This window comes from Stenotrophomonas mori (assembly GCF_023556335.1).
GTDB lineage: Bacteria > Pseudomonadota > Gammaproteobacteria > Xanthomonadales > Xanthomonadaceae > Stenotrophomonas > Stenotrophomonas mori.
Genome location: NZ_JAIKTS010000001.1, coordinates 1,091,316 through 1,108,322, shown reverse-complemented (window position 1 = coordinate 1,108,322; position 17,007 = coordinate 1,091,316). Strand labels below are relative to the sequence as shown.

The following is a 17,007-nucleotide window of genomic DNA, read 5'->3' as shown; positions in this document are numbered from 1 at the left end:
GCGGGGAATGCAGGCATGGCCCTGCCGCTACGCGGCAAGCACGGCGCGCAGTTCCTCGACGATGGCCTCGAAGCGGGCCTCGTCCAGCCAGGGGCTGTTGCCGATGGTCAGCGTGCGTGCGGCGAAATCGCGTGCGTTGGGCATGTCCATGGCCGGCACGATGCCGCGCAGGTAGGCGTAGTCGGGCAGGGCATGGATGAACATGCGGCTCACGCCCAGCCCGCGCGTCCACAGGCGTGCCAGTGCGGCGTCGCGCCGGGCGGCGTCGGGCAGCTGCAGCATCAGGACCGGCCAGACGCCCTGCGTGTCCGGCCGGTCGTCGTGCACCTGCAGTCCGGGCAGGGCGCGCAGCCGCTCTTTCCAGTGCCGCGCGCGGACGCGGCCCTGCGCCAGGAATGCGGGCAGGCGGGCCGCGGCGCGATGGCCGATGCCGCGCCGCCAGCGGCCGACGCGATGCTGCGGGATCCGCAGCGGAAACACGTCGCCGACCGCTTCCTCCGGATCGCCGGCGGCCAGCGCGCGGCGCAGCGGCCGGCCGTAGACCAGCGGCAACAGCGAAGGCCGGTAGCAGGCGGCCAGCCCGAGCAGTTCCACGCTGCGCCGCAGTTCCCATCGCCAGTCGCTCCCGGCCTGCGTCCGCGAGGCGTGCGCCAGCGCCTCGCGCAGCTCGGAATCGCGGGTGAGCAGCAGCCCGCCTTCGAACAGGCTCAGGCCCTTGCCGGCGGCGAGGCTGAAGAGGCCGACATCGCCACGCAGGCCGACGCTGCGCCCATGGTCGAGGGCGCCCAGTGCCTGCGCGGCATCCTCGACCACGAACGCGCCGTGGCGGGCGGCGATGGCGCAGGCGCGCTCCACGTCGGCGACCCGGCCGCCGAGATGGGTCGGGACCACCGCCAGCGTGTCCGCATCGCAGAGGGCGGCCAGTGCGTCAGGGTCGAAATCGAAGTGCCCCGGCGCCAGGTCGCACAGGCGCGGCTCCAGGCCGAGGCTGTGCACGGCGATGGCCACCAGCGGGCAGGTATAGGCCGGTACGATGACCCCCCGGCGCTGCGGTTGCCGCTGCTGCAGGGCCTGCAGGGCGATGCGCAGTGCCGAGGTGCCCGAGCATTCCAGCTGCATCGGCGGGGTGTCGAACAGCCCGGCCAGCGTCCGTTCCAGGGGCGCGGGGCCGGGCAGGAAGTCCCGCCAGCGCAGCGGGAGGCCCGCGGTGGGCGGCAGCTCGCCGGGGAAGCGCCGGTTCATCCGGGGTCGCCGGCGGCCGCGGCCGGCGCGTGCGGGTCGTCCGACTCGGCCACGCCCAGGCAGACGATGCCGGCCACGATCAGCGCCGCGCCCAGCAGGTGCAGCGGTCCGACCGGCTCGTGCAGCAGCCAGGCCGAGAGCAGCAGCACGCTGACCACCTCCAGGTGCGAGGCGGCGAACGCCGGGCCGATCGGCGCATGCTTGAGCAGGCTCATCCAGGTGAAGAAGGCACCGACATAACCGAGGATGGCGCCATAGACCCAGGGCTGGGCCAGCACCCGCAGCACCCAGGCGGCATTCGCCTCCACCGGCAGCGCGCCGTCGCCGGCGAGCTTGAAGCACAGCTGCGCGAAGGTGTCGAAGGCCATCAGCAGCGGGAAACCGACCAGGTACAGGCGCCTCATCCGGCCACCCCCACCACCGCCACGCCCAGGCTCACCAGCAGCATCCCGGCCACCCGCAGGCGGGTCAGGCGTTCCTTGAACAGCAGGCGGCCGGCGATCATCAGCGCGACGATGTTGATCGAGCCGAGCAGGACGCCGCGCGACAGCGGCACCAGCGACAGGAAGGCGATCCACGCCACGAACTCGAGCACGTAGCAGGCGATGCCCAGCCCCAGCCAGGGCCGCGACAGCATGTGTTTCCAGCGGGCGATGCCTTCGCCGGCGTCCGGGTCGGCGGCCGCGGCCTTGAATGCAAGCTGCCCGCCGGTGTCCAGCAGCACGTTCAGCAGCCACAGGGTGATGACCAGCGGGGACATCAGGCGGCGTCGGCCAAGGGCTGGCCGCTGGCGATGGCATCGAAGAAGCGGGCGCTATGTTCGATCAGCAGGCGCCGCTCGCGGTCGATGGTGATCATGTGGTAGCTGTTGTCCAGGATCAGCGTCCGGGTGGGGCCGGTAACCCGCGCGGCGACCAGCCGGGCATTGCCGAGGCTGGCGATGTCGTCCTCGCGCGCATGCGCGATCAGGCAGGGGGCGACGACCTGCGGCAGGCGCGGCTTCACCCATGCCGAGAGCCGGTACATCTCGGCCAGCGCCGGCCAGGGGTTGCCGGGCAGCCCGGCGGCGGCGCTGTCGCCGGCGAGCATCGCGGCGCTGACCTGGGCACGGATGCGTTCGTCACGCAGGCCGTAGGGGGGCTCCTCCATGAACATCCGGTGCCGGCCGATGCCCAGGCGCTTGAACAGCGGCAGCAGGAATGCCAGCCGCGCCACCGCCGGGATGTTCCAGCCGTCGTAGCGGAAGGTGGCGCCGTACACCCCGACGCCGGCGACCAGTTCCGGGCGCTGGGCGGCCAGCGCCAGTGCCAGCACCGCGCCCATCGACAGGCCGCCGACGAACAGCGTGTCCACGCGCGCGCGCAGCGCTTCGGCGGCCTGCTCGACCCCGGCGTACCAGTCCTCCCAGGTGGTGGCGACCAGCGCATCGGCATCGCCGCAGTGGCCGGGGAGCTGGAGCCCGTGCACGGTGTAGCCGGCGTTGGCCAGCCCCTTGCCCAGCAGGCGCATCTCCATCGGCGTGCCGGTCAGTCCATGGATCAGCAGGACGCCCTTGCGGCCACCTTCGAAGAAAAATTCCTGGGATCCGGACATCGCGGCACATTCATCTCGTTGCAGGGTGGCCGGAAGAATCGCAGCCGGCGTTTTCGCCAGCCTTTCAGCCCGTGGCCGGCGCAGGCTGCCGTTCACCTGGCACCCGGCGCTAGGGGGGATCGGCGGGCAGCCGCGGCAGCAGGATGGAGACCTTCAGGCCCCGCGGGAGCGCGGCCTGGTAGTGCAGGCTGCCCTGGATGTGCTCGACCGCCTCGCGGGCGATCGCCAGCCCCAGCCCGGTGCCGCTGGCGGTGGCGCCGGCGACCCGGTAGAAGCGTTCGCCCAGCCGCGGCATGGCCGCGTCCGGGACCCCCGGGCCGTCGTCCTCCACGTACAGCTCCACGCGCGCATCCGCGGCCGTGCTCAGCCCCACGGTGACCGTGGCGCCGCGCCCGGCATAGCGCAGGGCATTGTCGATCAGGTTGTCCAGTGCTTCCTGCAGCGCCGGGGCGTAGCCCTGTACCCGCGCCGGTCCGGCCGGGGGCTGGTAGCCCAGGTCGACTCCGGCGCGGATCGCCTCGGGAACCCGCGCGGCCACCCACTCCGGCACCAGCACGTCCAGCGCCAGCGGTTCCACCACCGTCGGCGAGGTCTGGGCGCGGGTCAGCGCCAGCAGCTGGCCGGAGACCCGCGCGGTGCGCTGGTTGAGGCGGCGGACGTGTTCCAGCGCGTCGTTGCGGGTGGCCGCGTCGCCGGCATTCAGCGCACGGTCCACATGCAGGCTGATGCCGGCCAGCGGGCTGCGCAGCTGGTGCGCGGCATCGGCGATGAAGCGGTCCTGCAGCGCGATCATCTCCGCGAGCCGGCCGAACAGGCCGTCGATGGTCTCGATCAACGGCAGGATCTCGCGCGGCACGTCCGGGCTGGAGATCGGCGCCAGCCCATGGTTGCGCTCGGCCAGCCGCCGCGTCAGCGGCTGCAGGATGCGCAGCCCGTGGTTGACGCCGAGCCAGACCAGGGCGCCGACGCAGAGCATCAGCAGCGTCATCATCGGGATGGTGATCAGCAGGATCTCCTGCGCGCGCTGGCGGCGGTCGGCATAGGTCTCGCCGACCGTGACCACCAGCTGGTCGCCGGGTTCGCCCACGTTGGCGATGCAGACCGTGGCCAGGCGTACCTTCTGGTGGTTCAGGTGGGTGCTGTAGAGCGCCGGCGAGCTGGCCAGGCAGTGCCGCGCGCCGGGGATCGCGGTGAAGTCGGTGTTGCTGACCACGCTGCCGTGGTGGAGGCTTTCGACGTTGAAGTAGCTGTGGCCGTCCGGATCGTACTCGAGCAGGAAGCGCGCCTGCGGCGACAGCTGGTCGCTGCGCGGCATGGTCTGCAGCATGCGCGCGAACGACTGCGCGTCGTCCAGCAGGTTGCGGTCGTGCAGGTGGTTGGAATAGGCCAGCGCGATCCGGTAGGTGATCACCGCGTTGAGCAGCAGCAGCGCCAGCATCGGCAGCGCCAGGAACGCCAGCAGGCGGCCGCGCAGGCTCGGCCGGCGGGTGCTCATTCGGCGCTTTCCTCCAGCATGTAGCCGAGGCCGCGCACCGTGCGTATGCCCATGCCGCCCGGGCGCAGCTTGCGCCGCAGCCGGTGCAGGGCGATGTCCAGGCCGTTGTCGGTCAGTTCCTCGTCCCAGCTGCACAACGCCTCGACCAGCTGCGCGCGCGAACTGATGCGGTCCTGGCGCATGGCCAGCGCGGCCAGCAGGCCGAACTCGCGCGCGGTGAGCTCCAGAACGTCGGCGTTCATCCACACCCGGTGTCCGGGAAGGTCCAGGCGCAGCCGGCCGATGCGCAGTTCCGGCTGACCGTTGCTGGTGACGCGGCGCAGCTGCGCGCGGACCCGCGCTTCCAGCTCATCGACGGCGAACGGCTTGATCAGGTAGTCGTCGGCGCCCAGGTCCAGGGTCCGCACCCGCTCCTGCAGGCCGTCGCGGGCGGTGACCACCAGCACCGGCAGGCTGTCGCCCCGTTGGCGCAGGCGCTGCAGGACCTCGCTGCCCTCCAGCGACGGCAGGCCCAGGTCGAGGATCAGCATGTCGTAGGCGGTCGCGGCCAGCGCCGCATCGGCCAGGGTGCCGTCGTCGACGTGGTCGACGGCGTGCCCCTGGCGCTGCAGGGCGGCGCAGACGCCGGCGGCGATGTCGTGGTCGTCTTCGGCCACCAGGATGCGCATGGGTTCGTTCCAGCGGGAGGGCGGGCGGCAAGAGGGGCGGTGGCGGCGGTCGCCGCCGGCAGGGGCCGCTGGACGCTTGCCGTGGACGTCCTCGCGGCCCGCCTAGGGTAACGCCCGTCCCGGCCGGCGGGCGAGGAGCGGGGCGGGGCGTCGACCGGCTCAGCGTGCGGCGCGTGCGGCGCGGCGGGCGACCACGGCTTCGCGGTGGGCGATGTAGGCATTGGAGGCCAGGATGATGGCCGCGCCCAGGATCGTCCAGCGGTCCAGGGTCTCGTCGAACAGCAGCCAGCCCAGGACCACCACCAGCGGGAGCTGGGTGAAGCTGATCGGGGTCAGCGCGGACACCTCGCCGAGCCGGAGCGCCCGCGTCCACAGCAGCTGGCCGATGGTGCCCATGATCCCGGTGGCCAGCAGGTAGGCCCAGGCGATGCCGCTGGGCCATACCCAGACGAACAGCGCCGGCAGCAGCGACAGCGGCACCCAGAACACGTAGGTGTAGAACACGACCGTGTCCGGGCTGTCCACCCGCGTGAGCTGCTTGATCTGGATCGATACCAGGGCGCTGAGCATGGCGGCCATCACCGCGATCAGGCTGCCGGCCTGGAACCCGTGGGAGCCGGGACGCACGATGACCAGCACGCCGATGAAGCCGGCGATCACCGCCGCCCAGCGCCGCACCCGGACCATCTCGCCCAGCCACAGCGCGGCGGCGATGGTGACGAACAGCGGGGTCGAATAGGACAGCGAGATCGCCTGCGACAGCGGCAGGTGGCCCAGTGCCCAGAAGCCGCACAGCATCGAGGCCAGGCCGATCGCGCTGCGCAGCAGGTAGCGGGGCAGCTGTTGCGTGCGCAGCGGCGCATGCCCCGGGCGCAGCAGCATCGGCAGCAGGGCCAGCAGGCCGAAGCTGTTGCGGAAGAACGCCACTTCCTGGGTCGGGACGTAGCGGGTGGAATAGCGGATGGCGATGGCCATCAGGCCGAAGGCCATGGCGCTGCCGAACATCAGCAGGGCGGCGCGCAGCGGGGCCGGGGCGGGGGCCTCGGTCGGGAGGGCCGCGCTCACCAGCGCGCACCGATCAGGCGCGGCTCGGGCTCGATCGGCACCCCGAACGTCTCCAGCACCGAGGCGGAGATGCGGCGTGCGAAGGCCAGCAGTTCGGCGCCGCTGGCGTTGCCGTGGTTGACCAGCACCAGGGCATGCTCGGGCGACACCCCGGCATCGCCCTCGCGCCGGCCCTTCCAGCCGCAGGCCTGGATCATCCAGGCGGCCGAGAGCTTGCGGCGGCCTTCGCTGTCGCCGTCGAACACCGGCAGCTCCGGGTAGCGGTGCTGCAGCAGCTCGGCCTGCTCGCAGGGCAGCATCGGGTTCTTGAAGAAGCTGCCGGCGTTGCCCAGCCGTTCCGGGTCGGGCAGCTTGCGGCGACGGATGGCGATGACCGCGTTGGCCACGTCGGCGGCCACCGGCAGTTCCACGCCCATGGCCTGCAGCTCCTCGCGGATGCCGGCATAGTCCAGGCGCAGCTCGTTCAGCAGCGGCAGGCGGAACTGCACGGCGGTGATCAGGTAGCGGTCGGGCTCCTGCTTGAACAGGCTGTCGCGGTAGCCGAAGCGGCAGGCGTCCTGGTCCAGCTGCACCCAGGCGCCGTCACGGGTGTCCCAGGCGTCGACGAGCTGGATGAACTCGCCCACCTGGGCACCGTAGGCGCCGATGTTCTGGATCGGTGCGGCGCCGACGGTGCCGGGGATCAGGGCCAGGTTCTCCAGCCCAGACAGGCCCTCGGCCAGCGACCAGAGCACCAGTTCGTGCCAGGACACGCCGGCGCCGGCCTGGACCACGGTGTGGTCGGCACGGTGTTCGAGGATGGCGATGTCGCGGTTCTCGAAGCACAGCACGGTGTCTTCCGGGTCCGCGGCCAGCAGCACGTTGCTGCCGCTGCCGAGCACCAGCAGCGGCGCCGGCGCGACCGCGGCCAGCGCCTCCGGAAGCGCGGCCGGATCGGCGATCCGCAGCAGCCGCGGCGCGCGCGCGGCCACATGGAAGGTGTTGAGCGCCTGCAGCGGCGCGTTCTCGGTCAGTGACCAGGGGGCGGGAGCCGTCATAGCGGGGCCACGGCGCCGCGGGACGGTGCCTCGCGGCGGCGGCGGATCGCGTCCACGCATTCGCCGATCAGCGCCGGGCCGCGGAAGATCAGGCCGCTGTAGCACTGCACCAGGCTCGCACCGGCGGCCATCTTGGCGACCGCATCGGCGCCGGACTGGATGCCGCCGACGCCGACCAGCGGGATGTGCTCGGGCAGGCGCGCGCGCAGGCGCCGCAGCACCAGGGTGGACTGGCCGAGCAGCGGCGCGCCGGACAGGCCGCCGCTCTCGGCCGCATGCGCGGCCTGCTCGAGTCCCGGACGGCCGATGGTGGTGTTGGTCGCGATCACCCCGTCCACCTCCAGCTCGCCCAGTACCCGCGCGGCGGCCTCGATGTCGCGGTCGCCCAGGTCCGGGGCGACCTTGACCAGCATCGGCACGTGCCGGCGGTGGCGGCTGGAGAGCCGGCCCTGGGCCTCGCGCAGGCCGCCGACCAGGTGGCGCAGGGCCTGCTCTTCCTGCAGCTCGCGCAGGCCGGCGGTATTGGGCGAGGAGATGTTGACGGTGATGTAGTCGGCCAGCGGATACACCTTTTCCAGGCAGGCCAGGTAGTCAGACAGCGCCTGCTCGTTGGGAGTGTCCTTGTTCTTGCCGATGTTGATGCCCAGCGGGCCGGTACGGTGGCGGCTGCGTTCGACGTTGCGCACCAGCGCATCGACGCCGGCGTTGTTGAAGCCCATGCGGTTGATGATGGCCGCATGCCGCGGCAGCCGGAACAGCCGTGGCCGGGGATTGCCGGCCTGTGGCCGCGGGGTCACGGTGCCGATCTCGACGGAGCCGAAACCCAGCCCGAACAGCGCGTCGATGTGCTCGCCGTTCTTGTCCAGCCCGGCCGCCAGCCCGACCGGATTGGGAAAGTCGAGCCCGAACACGGTGCTCGGCATCGGCGCCGGCCGCGCCGCCAGCAGCGGCGTGGTGCCGGTGCGCCAGGCGGCCTCCAGCGCGGACAGCGCCAGGCCATGGGCGCGCTCGGCGTCGAAGGCGAACAGGAAGGGGCGGACAAGGGGATACATGGGGTCTCAGTCCAGCGTGCCGGCGAAGGCACGGGTTCGGTATTCGAAGGCCACGCGCCCATCGACCGCGTGGGCGTCGAACAGGGCGCGCAGGGCGGCCAGCATCGGCGCATGCCGCGGATGGCCGGGCTGCGGCGCATAGGAGGAGGACAGCAGGCGGCCGCGCAGGCCGTCGAAATCCAGGTGCTGCACGTTCGGCAGCTGGACCCTGCCGCGCAGGCCGGCGCCGAACCAGGCGCGCATCGTCGCATCGTCCTGGTAGCGCTCGGCCACCGTGCTGTAGTCGGTGCCGTAGTCCTGCAGCAGCCGTTCGTAGGCGGCCAGGAACGGCGAGACGTCGAGCAGGCGCGAGTTCCAGTACACCAGTGCGATGCCACCCGGCTGCAGGATGCGCCGCCATTCCGGGCGTACTGCGTCGGCATCGAACCAGTGGAACGCCTGGGCGGCGCTGACCAGGCCGACGCTGGCGTCGGCCAGCGTGGTCGCTTCGGCGGTGCCGGCGGCGAAGGACAGCTGCGGATGACCGGCAGCCAGCCAGCGTTCGGCGGCCTGGCGCATCGCGGCGTTGGGCTCGACCGCGACCACGCGGTGGCCGGCGTCGAGGAACAGGCGGGTGGAGATGCCGGTGCCGGCGCCGATGTCGGCGACCGTCGCGCCGGCGGCGACGCCGATATCCCGGTGCAGCCAGTCCAGCAGTGCGGGCGGGTAGCCGGGCCGGTAACGGACATAGTCGGCGACCCGGTCGCTGAAGCGCTCGGTCGGTGCGGCGGAAGGGTTCACGCGGATCTCAGGTGTTCAGCGTGGCGATCCAGGCCAGGCCTCCGAGGAACAGGAAGACCACCAGCAGCCCGATCACCCACATCGCCACCGACAGCCAGCCCAGCACCAGGCCGGTGACCGCCAGGCCGTCGCCGTCCAGGCGGCCGTTGCTGGCGCGGATCTCGCGGCGGGCCATGTGCCCGAAGATGATGCCGCCCAGGCTGCCCAGCAGCGGCAGCAGGGTCCAGCCAAGGATGCCGGCGACCAGCGCGATCACGGCGTAGCTGCTGGTCTGGCGAGGTGCGGGAATGCTCATCGGTGGACCTCCATTGCGGGTGGGTACGGCCGCGCACCGGGGACGCGCGGATCGGTCTCCCGCGCGCGCGGCCGCGGTGGGAGGCCCGGGCGGGCAGGCGTGCGTGGCCGCGCGCCGGACCGCCCAGGGCAAGGGCTCCCGCCTGCGCGGGAGCCCGTTTCCATCACAGGTCGAACTTGATGCCCTGGGCCAGCGGCAGCGAATCGGAGTAGTTGATGGTGTTGGTCTGGCGACGCATGTAGATCTTCCACGCGTCCGAGCCGGACTCGCGGCCACCGCCGGTTTCCTTCTCGCCGCCGAAGGCGCCACCGATCTCGGCGCCGGAGGTGCCGATGTTGACGTTGGCGATGCCGCAGTCGCTGCCGGCGGCCGACAGGAACTTCTCGGCCGACTTCAGGTTGGTGGTGAAGATCGACGAGGACAGGCCCTGCGGCACGCCGTTCTGCATGTCGATGGCTTCGTCCAGGGTGCTGTACTTCATCACGTACAGGATCGGGGCGAAGGTCTCGTGCTGGACGATCTCGTCGCTGTTCTTCAGGCCGGTGACGATCGCCGGCAGCACGAAGTTGCCCGGACGGTCGATGGCGGTGCCGCCGGTCTCGATGGTGCCGCCGGCGGCCTTGGCCTTGGCGATGGACGACAGGAACTCCTGCACCGCCTCGGGGCTGTTCAGCGGGCCCATCAGGTTGGCCGGATCGGTCGGATCGCCGATCTTGCCTTCGACCTGCTTGTAGGCCTTGACCAGGGTGGCCAGCACGTTGTCGTAGATGGACTCGTGCACGATCAGGCGGCGGGTGGTGGTGCAGCGCTGGCCGGCGGTGCCGACGGCGCCGAACACGATGCCCGGCACGGCCAGCTTCTGGTCGGCGGTCTCGTCCATGATGATGGCGTTGTTGCCGCCGAGCTCCAGCAGGCAGCGGCCCAGGCGGCGGGCGACGCGCTCGTTGACGGTGCGGCCGACACGGGTCGAGCCGGTGAAGGAGATCAGCGGCACGCGCTTGTCGTCCACCAGCTTCTCCGACAGTGCGGTGCCGGCATCGTTGATCAGGAAGAAGATGTCCGGGAAACCGCCTTCCTTCAGCGCCTGGTTGCAGATCTTCATCGTCGCGATGGCGGTCAGCGGGGTCTTGTTGGACGGCTTCCAGATGCACACGTCGCCGCAGATCGCGGCCAGGAACGCGTTCCAGCTCCACACCGCGACCGGGAAGTTGAAGGCGGAGATGATGCCGACCAGGCCCAGCGGCTGGTACTGCTCGTACATGCGGTGGCCGGGGCGCTCGGAATGCATGGTGTAGCCGTACAGCATGCGGCTCTGGCCCAGCGCGAAGTCGGCGATGTCGATCATCTCCTGCACTTCGCCGTCGCCTTCCGGCTTGGACTTGCCCATTTCCAGCGCGACCAGCGAGCCCAGCGCGTCCTTGTGCTTGCGCAGCGCCTCACCACACAGGCGCACGGCTTCGCCGCGACGCGGCGCCGGGGTCGTGCGCCAGGTCTTGAAGGCCTCCTGGGCGCGGGCGACCACGGTTTCGTAGTCGGCCTCGGTGCTGGCCTGGACTTCGGCGATCACCTCGCCGGTGGTCGGATTGCGCGGCGCCAGCACGCCGGCGCCGGTGGCGGTGGACCATTCACCGTTGCCCAGGTAGGTGCCAGCGTTGGAAGCGTCGAGGCCGAGCGCCTTGAGCATTTCGAAAGACATGAAATCTCCTGATTGCTTTGCGTGGGGGGTGCTGCCGCTGGCGACCGTGGGGGGCGGCATGCGGATTGGCCATTTTAGCAGAGCCGGGCGCCTTTCTCGGCACCGGACGGGTGCCGGGTGCGGTGCAGGCATGCCACAATAGCCGCCCGCAGGCCCTGTAGCTCAGCTGGATAGAGCGGTCCCCTCCTAAGGGACAGGTCGCACGTTCGAATCGTGTCGGGGCCGCCATTGTTCCGCGCGCCGTTTCCGCCGCGCATGGCCATCGTCCGGGCCCGGCGGACACGCGGGCCGCGGCGCCCGCGCCGGCGGGCTTTTCCCTGCAGGTCCGCCATGCATGCCAGCACCTCCCATCTGCGCAGCTATCCGGCCCCCACCGGGCTGGAGCGGCACGACTATGCGCAATGGGTGCTGCCGGTGCGCGGCGAGCTGCAGCTGGAGGTCGCCGGGGCCGCTGGCCACCTTGATCGCCTGCAGGGGGCGTTCGTGGCACCGGCGCAGGCGCACGACATGCAGGCCCTGGACGAGAACTGCTGCCTGATCGTCGACTGCCCGGCCGGGCTGCTCGACGACGCCACGCTCGACCACCTCTGCCGCCACCCCTGGCTGTCGCTGCCGGCCGCGCTGCGGCAGCGCTTGCAGGGCCTGCCGGAGCGCGGCGTGCACGGCGATCCGGTTCCGTACCTGCTGTACCACTTCGCGCCGGCCGGCAGCGGCGCGCGCCTGCAGGCGCTGTGCCTGGCGATCACCGCCGCGCCATGCGGGGACTGGACGGTCGCGCGCATGGCGGCGCTGGTCGGGGTCAGCGGCAGCCGCCTGCATGCGCTGTTCGCCCGCGAGTTCGGGCTCCCGCCCTTGGCCTGGGCCAGTGCCGCGCGCCTGCGCTGGGCCAAGCAGCAGCTGCTGGAAGGACGGGCGGCCATCGGCGACATCGCGTTGCGGGCCGGGTACTCCGAGCAGAGCGCGCTGACCCGCGCGCTGCGGCGCGAGACCGGGCTGACCCCGCGGCAATGGCGCGCGCGGCGGCCCCAGTAGTTCCGGTCAAGACGGCCGCCGGCGGCGGCGCCTACACTGCGCGCCCTGTCAACGGGCCGGTGGTGCGTGAGCGTGGTGCGTTCGAGCAAGATGCAGATGGGCATCGTCAATGGCGTGGCCTCCGGCGCGTTGTGGGGCGTGGTGTTCCTGGCGCCGGCGATGCTGGCCGGGTTCGCGCCGCTGCAGCTGGCGGCCGCGCGCTACCTGGTCTATGGGCTGATCGCGCTGGTGCTGCTGGTGCCGCGCTGGCCGGCGCTGCGCGCGTTCATCGGCCGCAGTGAGTGGCAGGCGCTGATCCGCCTCAGCCTGCTGGGCAACCTGCTGTACTACGTGCTGCTGTCGATCTCGGTGCAGTGGGCCGGCGGCGCGGCGGCGGCGCTGATCGTCGGCATGGTGCCGGTGCTGGCGGCGGTGTCGGCGGCGCGCACGCCCGGTGCGGTCCCGCTGGCGCGGCTGGCGCCGGCACTGGCGCTGTGCGTGGCCGGGGTGCTGTTGATGGGCTGGGCGGCGATGGCCTCCTCGCAGGTGCAGGCCGATCCCGTGCGGCGCCTGCTGGGGCTGCTGTGCGGTGTCGGTGCGCTGGTGTCCTGGACGCTGTATTCGCTGGACAACAGCCGCTGGCTGGCGCGTTGCCCGGAGGTCTCCGGTCACGACTGGTCGCTGTTGACCGGGATCGCCACCGGTGGGCTGGCGCTGTTGATGGCGCCTGTCGCGTTCGCCGGCGGCGGCGAGGGACGGGCCGCGGGTGAATGGGGCCTGTTCTGGCTGATCGCGGCCGCCGTCGCGGTGCTGGCCTCGATCCTGGGCAACGCCTGCTGGAACCGCGCCAGCCGTGCACTGCCGCTCACCCTGAGCGGGCAGATGATCGTGTTCGAGACCCTGTTCGGCCTGCTGTACGGGTTCCTGTGGCAGCAGCGCTGGCCGCGGCCGCTGGAGATGCTGGCGGCGGCCTGCCTGGTGGCCGGCGTGGTGCTGAGCGCCGCGGCGCACCGGCCACCGCGCGCCGCGCTGGCGGCCGGTTGAACGCCGCCCGTGCCGGTCCGGCACGGAATCCGCGCGCAGCCCGGGGCCGGCGTGGCGGCCGCCGCGTCGCTTGGCTCCCGTGGGCGTACCGGTCCGGGCGTGGCGGCCGGAAACGTTGGAAAATGCCGGATGCGGCGTTTTCGCCCCTGCTTGACGGTGAGATGCGCGACATTGGCTGTTGATGACAATTGCAACCGTTGCGGTCGGTTTCGCCGAAGATGGCTGCAAATGATGTTTTGCAGCGCAGCACTTGACAGCGCATTCACCGCTGGTGTCCCCTTGAGGGCATGGACCTGCCGCATTCCGCTTCCCAGCCCGCCCGCCTGCCCGACACCCGGCAAGGCCACGGCGTGCGCGCGTCCATTACCACCATCATCATTACCGTCACCACTCGCCCGGTGCGGCCCGTCGTTTTCGCGTAGTTTCCGAACACCACGGCCCCGCACCCGGATCAGGATGCGGGGGACCCCATCCTGAAGCGTGTGCCGGGGCCTCCAACCGAGGTTCCTCCGATGTCGTCAGCTGCTGTCTCACCCACCGATTCCCTTCCGGCTGCCGCCGCGCGCACGGTCGTCCACAAGTTCGGTGGCACCTCCGTGGCCGATGCCGGGCGCTACCGGCATGTGGCCCAGCTGCTGCTGGCGCGCGAGGAGGACGTGCAGGTCACCGTGGTGTCGGCGATGAAGGGCGTGACCGACGGACTGATCGAGGTGGCGCGGCTGGCCGCGGCCGCCGATCCGGCCTGGGAGACGTGCTGGCGGCAACTGCGCGAACGCCACCACGATGCCGCGGTGGCGCTGCTGGGCGAACACGCCGCGACGACGCTGGCCTGGCTGGACGCACGGTTCACCCGCCTGCACGACGTGCTGGCGGCGCTGGCGGTGATCGGCGAACTGCCGCAGGAAGTGCTGGACCGCGTGCAGGGCCTGGGCGAGGTGTTCTCCGCGCACCTGCTGGGCCACCACCTGCAGGCGCTCGGCGAAGACGCAGACGTGCTGGACGCGCGCGACGTGCTGGTGGTCAACCACGGCGAGCTCGGGGTGGACGTGGACTGGGCCGCCAGCGCGGCCAAGCTGGCGCTGTGGCGGCAGTCGCACCCGGCGCGCCGGCTGGTGGTGACCGGGTTCGTGGCCCGCGACGGCAAGGGCCACACCACCACCCTGGGACGCAACGGCAGCGACTTCTCCGGGGCGATCTTCGCGGCACTGTTCGCCGCCGACGAGCTGCATATCTGGACCGATGTCGACGGGGTGCTGTCGGCCGACCCGCGGGTGGTGCCGGAGGCGGTGCAGCTGGAGGCGCTCAGCTACGACGAGGCCTGCGAGCTGGCCTACTTCGGGGCCAAGGTGGTGCATCCGCAGACCATGTCGCCGGCGATCGAGCGCGGCCTGCCGATCATCATCCGCAATACCTTCCAGCCGCAGCACCCGGGTACCCGCATCACCGCGGTCAGCGCCGGTGCCGGCCCGATCAAGGGGCTCACGCTGAGCCCGGACCTGGCGGTGCTCAACGTCGAGGGCACCGGGCTGATCGGCGTGCCCGGTACCGCCGAGCGGGTATTCGCCGCACTGCGCACCGCGCACGTGTCGGTGGTGATGATCTCGCAGGGCTCGTCGGAGCATTCGATCTGCTGCGTGGTCCGGCACAGCGAGGCGCTGCGCGCCCGCGACGCGCTGACGCAGGCGTTCTCGCACGAGCTGGCCGCCGGCCAGGTGCAGCAGGTGCAGTTGACCGAAGGGGTCAGCGTGCTCGCCGCGGTCGGCGATGGCATGGCCGGCCAGCCGGGCGTGGCCGCGCGGCTGTTCGAGGCGCTGGGCCGGGCCCAGGTGAACATCCTGGCCATCGCCCAGGGGTCGTCGGAGCGCAACATCTCGGTGGCCATCGCCGCGCGCGACGCGACCAAGGCGCTGCGGGCCGCGCATGCCGGTTTCTGGCTTTCGCCGCAGACCTTCTCGGTCGGCGTGATCGGGCCGGGCAACGTCGGCGCGGCACTGCTCGAGCAGTTGCGTGCCGCGCAGCCGCAGCTGCTGGCGCGGGCGAGGCTGGACCTGCGGCTGCGCGCGGTCGTGGCGCGCCGCGGCATGCTGCTGGAGCCCTGCGCGGTGGCGGGCGACTGGAAGGCGGCGTTCGAGGCCGCGATGCAGCCGACCGATCTTGACCGCTTCACCGAACACCTGCTGTCCGCCCGCCTGCCGCACACGCTGATCGTCGACTGCAGCGGCAGCGCGGAGGTCGCCGACCGCTATCCGGCCTGGCTGGCCGCGGGCATCCACGTGGTCACCCCGAACAAGCAGGCCGGCTCGGGCCCGCTGGCGCGCTACCAGGCCATCCGCGACGCGGCCGCCGCCACCGGCGCGCGCTTCCGCTACGAGGCCACCGTGGGCGCCGGACTGCCGGTGATCACCACGCTGCGCGACCTGGTGGACACCGGCGACGCGGTCACCGCGATCGCCGGGATCTTCTCCGGCACGCTGGCCTGGCTGTTCAACAAGTACGACGGCAGCGTGCCGTTCTCGCAGCTGGTCACCCAGGCGCGGGCGATGGGCTACACCGAGCCGGACCCGCGCGACGACCTGTCCGGCGTGGACGTGGCGCGCAAGCTGGTGATCCTGGCGCGCGAGGCCGGCCACGACCTCAGCCTGGAGGACGTGGCCGTGGAGAGCCTGGTGCCGGCGGCCCTGCAGCAGGCCAGCGTGGAGGACTTCATGGCCCGCCTGCAGGACGTCGATGCCGGCTTCGACGAACGCCTGGCGGCCGCGAAGGCGCGCGGCAACGTGCTGCGCTATGTCGCCCGCTTCGCGCCGGGGCAGGCGCCCTCGGTGGGGCTGGTCGAACTGCCGGGCGACCACGCCTTCGCCAACCTGCGGCTGACCGACAACGTGGTGCAGTTCACCACCCGCCGCTACTGCGACAACCCGCTGGTGGTGCAGGGGCCGGGGGCCGGTCCGGAAGTCACCGCCGCCGGCGTGTTCGCCGACGTGCTGCGGGTCGCGGCGGGCGAAGGGGCACGGCTGTGAGTGCCGCTGCGCGGGCGGCCGCTTCCGGGCTGCGGCAGGCGCGGGCGTTCGCGCCGGCCTCGGTGGCCAATGTGGCGGTGGGGTTCGACCTGCTCGGCTACGCCGTGGCCGGGGTCGGCGATACGGTGACGGTGCGCCGCATCGAAGCGCCCACCGTCCGTATCGCGGCGATCCGCGGCAGCGCGGTGGCCCTGCCCACGGAGGCCGCCGGCAATACCGCCGGTGCGGCGTTGATCGCGCTGCGCGAGGCGCTGGCGTTGCCGTTCGGATTCGAGATCGAGATCGACAAGGGCATTCCGCTCAGCTCCGGCATGGGCGGTTCGGCAGCGTCCTGCGTGGCGGCGCTGGTCGCCGCCAATGCCCTGCTGGAAGCGCCGCTGGAGCGTGCGCAGCTGTACCTGCATTCGCTGGAAGGCGAGGCGGTGGCCAGCGGCAGCCGCCATGGCGACAACCTCGGGCCGATGTTCCTCGGCGGCCTGGTGCTGTCCACCCTGGAGCGGATGGTGCCGGTGCCGGTGCCGGCACAGTGGCACAGCCTGCTGGTCCATCCCGATGCGCTGCTGGAAACCCGCCGCGCGCGCGCGGCCCTGCAGGGCCACTACGCGCTCGGGGAGTTCGTGACCCAGAGCACCCATCTGGCGCTGGTGCTGTCCGGCTGCCATGCCGGCGATGCCGGCCTGGTGCGTGCGGGCCTGCGCGATGCGCTGATCGAGCCGCGGCGGGCGCCGCTGATCGTCGGTTTCGATGCGGCCAAGCAGGCGGCGCTGGACGCCGGTGCGATGGGCGCGGGTATTTCCGGTGCCGGTCCCAGCGTGTTCGCCTGGTTCGAGAGCCGCGAGGCGGCGGAGGCCGCCGCGCCGGCGGTGCGCGCCGCCTTCGCCGCCGCCGGCTTCGCCAGCCAGAGCTGGGTGACGCCGCTGGACAGCCCCGGCGCCCACCTGCTCTGAGCCTTTCCCCTTCCGCCGCAGCGCCGCGTGCCCCCGGTGTTGCGGCCGCGCCTTCTCCTCACGGA

At 72.0% G+C, this 17,007-nt stretch carries 16 protein-coding genes and 1 tRNA gene; 5 read left to right on the top strand and 12 right to left on the bottom strand.

What is annotated here, in order from left to right:
• Positions 1-27: 27 nt before the first annotated feature.
• From K5L01_RS04940 to amaB, 12 genes are all read right to left on the bottom strand, one after another.
• A complete protein-coding gene (locus K5L01_RS04940; protein ID WP_250062445.1) occupies positions 28-1,242 on the bottom strand; it encodes a DegT/DnrJ/EryC1/StrS family aminotransferase in 1,215 nt (404 codons plus the stop codon).
• The gene (locus K5L01_RS04935; RefSeq protein ID WP_250062443.1) at positions 1,239-1,646 is read right to left on the bottom strand and encodes a DMT family transporter; all 408 of its coding nucleotides are present in this window, start codon (positions 1,644-1,646) and stop codon (positions 1,239-1,241) included. The genes K5L01_RS04940 and K5L01_RS04935 overlap by 4 nt, the downstream gene beginning before the upstream one ends.
• Complete coding sequence (locus K5L01_RS04930; protein ID WP_250062441.1) at positions 1,643-2,002, bottom strand: EamA family transporter; 360 nt, start codon at positions 2,000-2,002, stop codon at positions 1,643-1,645. Before K5L01_RS04930 ends, K5L01_RS04935 begins: the two co-directional genes overlap by 4 nt.
• Positions 2,002-2,835 (bottom strand): alpha/beta hydrolase, encoded by an 834-nt coding sequence (locus K5L01_RS04925; RefSeq protein WP_250062439.1) that lies wholly within the window; start codon positions 2,833-2,835, stop codon positions 2,002-2,004. The genes K5L01_RS04930 and K5L01_RS04925 overlap by 1 nt, the downstream gene beginning before the upstream one ends.
• A gap of 109 nt (positions 2,836-2,944) precedes the next feature.
• Positions 2,945-4,330 (bottom strand): sensor histidine kinase, encoded by a 1,386-nt coding sequence (locus K5L01_RS04920; RefSeq protein WP_250062437.1) that lies wholly within the window; start codon positions 4,328-4,330, stop codon positions 2,945-2,947.
• Positions 4,327-4,998 carry a response regulator gene (locus K5L01_RS04915; protein WP_250062435.1) on the bottom strand — a complete coding sequence of 224 codons (672 nt, stop codon included), beginning with the start codon at positions 4,996-4,998 and terminating at the stop codon, positions 4,327-4,329. The genes K5L01_RS04920 and K5L01_RS04915 overlap by 4 nt, the downstream gene beginning before the upstream one ends.
• A gap of 159 nt (positions 4,999-5,157) precedes the next feature.
• The gene (locus tag K5L01_RS04910) at positions 5,158-6,021 is read right to left on the bottom strand and encodes a DMT family transporter (RefSeq protein WP_272494109.1); all 864 of its coding nucleotides are present in this window, start codon (positions 6,019-6,021) and stop codon (positions 5,158-5,160) included.
• Between the two features lie 38 nt (positions 6,022-6,059).
• Positions 6,060-7,100, bottom strand: a complete 1,041-nt coding sequence (gene murB / locus K5L01_RS04905) for a UDP-N-acetylmuramate dehydrogenase (RefSeq protein WP_250062433.1) — start codon at positions 7,098-7,100, stop codon at positions 6,060-6,062.
• A complete protein-coding gene (locus K5L01_RS04900) occupies positions 7,097-8,152 on the bottom strand; it encodes a quinone-dependent dihydroorotate dehydrogenase (protein ID WP_250062431.1) in 1,056 nt (351 codons plus the stop codon). Before K5L01_RS04900 ends, murB begins: the two co-directional genes overlap by 4 nt.
• A 6-nt stretch (positions 8,153-8,158) precedes the next feature.
• Complete coding sequence (locus K5L01_RS04895; protein WP_250062429.1) at positions 8,159-8,932, bottom strand: class I SAM-dependent methyltransferase; 774 nt, start codon at positions 8,930-8,932, stop codon at positions 8,159-8,161.
• 7 nt (positions 8,933-8,939) lie between these two features.
• On the bottom strand, positions 8,940-9,227 hold the full coding sequence (locus K5L01_RS04890; protein WP_250062426.1) for a DUF4190 domain-containing protein: 288 nt from the start codon (positions 9,225-9,227) through the stop codon (positions 8,940-8,942).
• A 163-nt stretch (positions 9,228-9,390) separates the two neighbouring features.
• Positions 9,391-10,923 carry an L-piperidine-6-carboxylate dehydrogenase gene (gene amaB, locus K5L01_RS04885; protein WP_250062424.1) on the bottom strand — a complete coding sequence of 511 codons (1,533 nt, stop codon included), beginning with the start codon at positions 10,921-10,923 and terminating at the stop codon, positions 9,391-9,393.
• A gap of 151 nt (positions 10,924-11,074) precedes the next feature.
• Here amaB and K5L01_RS04880 point away from each other — a divergent pair.
• The 5 genes from K5L01_RS04880 (at position 11,075) to K5L01_RS04860 (ending at position 16,942) form a co-directional block, all read left to right on the top strand.
• Positions 11,075-11,151: transfer RNA gene (locus K5L01_RS04880), tRNA-Arg, on the top strand.
• A gap of 102 nt (positions 11,152-11,253) precedes the next feature.
• Entirely contained in the window at positions 11,254-11,955 is a 702-nt protein-coding gene (locus K5L01_RS04875) for a helix-turn-helix transcriptional regulator (RefSeq protein WP_250062422.1), read from the top strand.
• Between the two features lie 90 nt (positions 11,956-12,045).
• Entirely contained in the window at positions 12,046-12,978 is a 933-nt protein-coding gene (locus tag K5L01_RS04870) for a DMT family transporter (RefSeq protein ID WP_250063478.1), read from the top strand.
• Positions 12,979-13,490: 512 nt separating this feature from the next.
• Positions 13,491-15,995, top strand: coding sequence for a bifunctional aspartate kinase/homoserine dehydrogenase I (thrA, locus tag K5L01_RS04865; protein WP_250062420.1), 2,505 nt, complete (start codon positions 13,491-13,493; stop codon positions 15,993-15,995).
• Entirely contained in the window at positions 15,992-16,942 is a 951-nt protein-coding gene (locus tag K5L01_RS04860) for a homoserine kinase (protein WP_250062418.1), read from the top strand. The genes thrA and K5L01_RS04860 overlap by 4 nt, the downstream gene beginning before the upstream one ends.
• The last annotated feature ends 65 nt before the right edge of the window (positions 16,943-17,007 follow it).